Annotated in this window: 2 pseudogenes; one reads left to right on the top strand and one right to left on the bottom strand. The window is 52.6% G+C overall.

The features are described from left to right. Positions 1-359, top strand: a pseudogene (locus tag BG74_RS03600) (cytosol nonspecific dipeptidase); the annotation flags it as partial. A 357-nt stretch (positions 360-716) separates the two neighbouring features. Here the strand turns inward: BG74_RS03600 and BG74_RS16405 are convergent. After that, a pseudogene (locus BG74_RS16405) lies at positions 717-1,241 on the bottom strand (DNA polymerase thumb domain-containing protein); the annotation flags it as partial.

Genomic DNA, 1,241 nt, shown 5'->3' with positions numbered 1-1,241 from the left:
TTAGCGACAGCCAGCACGATAGGCAGGCGCTGATCAAAGCCTGCGGCGACCGGCTTATCGCGTTGCTCCATGCGATGCCGAACGGCGTTATTCGTATGAGTAATGACGTGCAAGGCGTCGTGGAAACATCACTGAACATCAACGTGGTATCGATGGACGCTGACAAAGCCGAAATCTGCTGCCTGATCTACTCGCTTATCGACAGAGGCACGCTGCAAGTGGAATGGGTTCTGCATGCGCTGGGGGCGTCTCCGGCCGGCGCCACCAAGGTTGCCAATGGGAGATATCCAGGATGGAAACCAGACGCTAACTCGCCAGTGATGCATGTAGTGCACGGATACCTATCAGCATCTGTTTAGCAAAATGCCAAATATTCAGATCATCCAAGGGGCCTCCTGGCATGTGTGCTGTTTAAAAAACCCTACCCCGATATGGATATGGTCTCCATCAGGCCGACCATTTACCGGTCTGTATTTGTCGGATGAATAAGTGCATATCGCGAGCGTTGGCCAATACTTGTCTGTACGCTCTACTGACCGCACTGCCAAAAAATCCCCAGCGACCCGCATATTGATCAGGTTGTGACATTTTCACCGCCCACATCTGAGGCGTGTAACTATTGGCCGCTACGCGGGCCCATACGGGTGAGAGTTCCACTCTTCATTCCCAATTCAGCAGCAATTGGCGTTCTAGTTCAGAAGCAATTGGCGTTCTAGCTACGGATCTATTAACGTGATATGTAATCCCACCAGCCGTACTCCGTAATCACTGTGGCGCTGTTCCCAGGCCTGACGCGCGATGGCTATCAGGTCCGTTTTATTAAGCCGCGGCTAGATATGCTCTTATGTCGTCTGCTGAAAATCGGCAAACCTATGTTTGATACCTTGACAGGCAATCTGTAGATCAGGATGAACCTAAGAGAAGCACCTCTCAAGCTCGAGGTAAAGATGGTCGGTAATTTCCTCGCGCGCCTCCCAGCGAGTAATATCCTGCCTCCAGGGTACGTTCGACGCCCACTGACTTGCACAGCCGGTCGGTGGAAATTTGCCGTTTATCAATACCGTGCGATCGTTCCCAAATCACCAGGCCGAATTTGCCAAATTGGCGCAGTAGCGTAGCCAAATCGAATTGCCGCACATCGGCGCATGTTACAAGCCCCACCATCTCGCCGAGTCTTTTTGGCGGTCTACCTTGCCGACACCCGGGATCTTCACCAGCGGCAGTTACAGCAAGAAAGCCGG

It is taken from the genome of Sodalis-like endosymbiont of Proechinophthirus fluctus (genome assembly GCF_001602625.1).
GTDB lineage: Bacteria > Pseudomonadota > Gammaproteobacteria > Enterobacterales > Enterobacteriaceae.
Note: the sequence above shows the minus strand (reverse complement) of the source record. Positions and strands in the feature narration are given on the sequence as shown.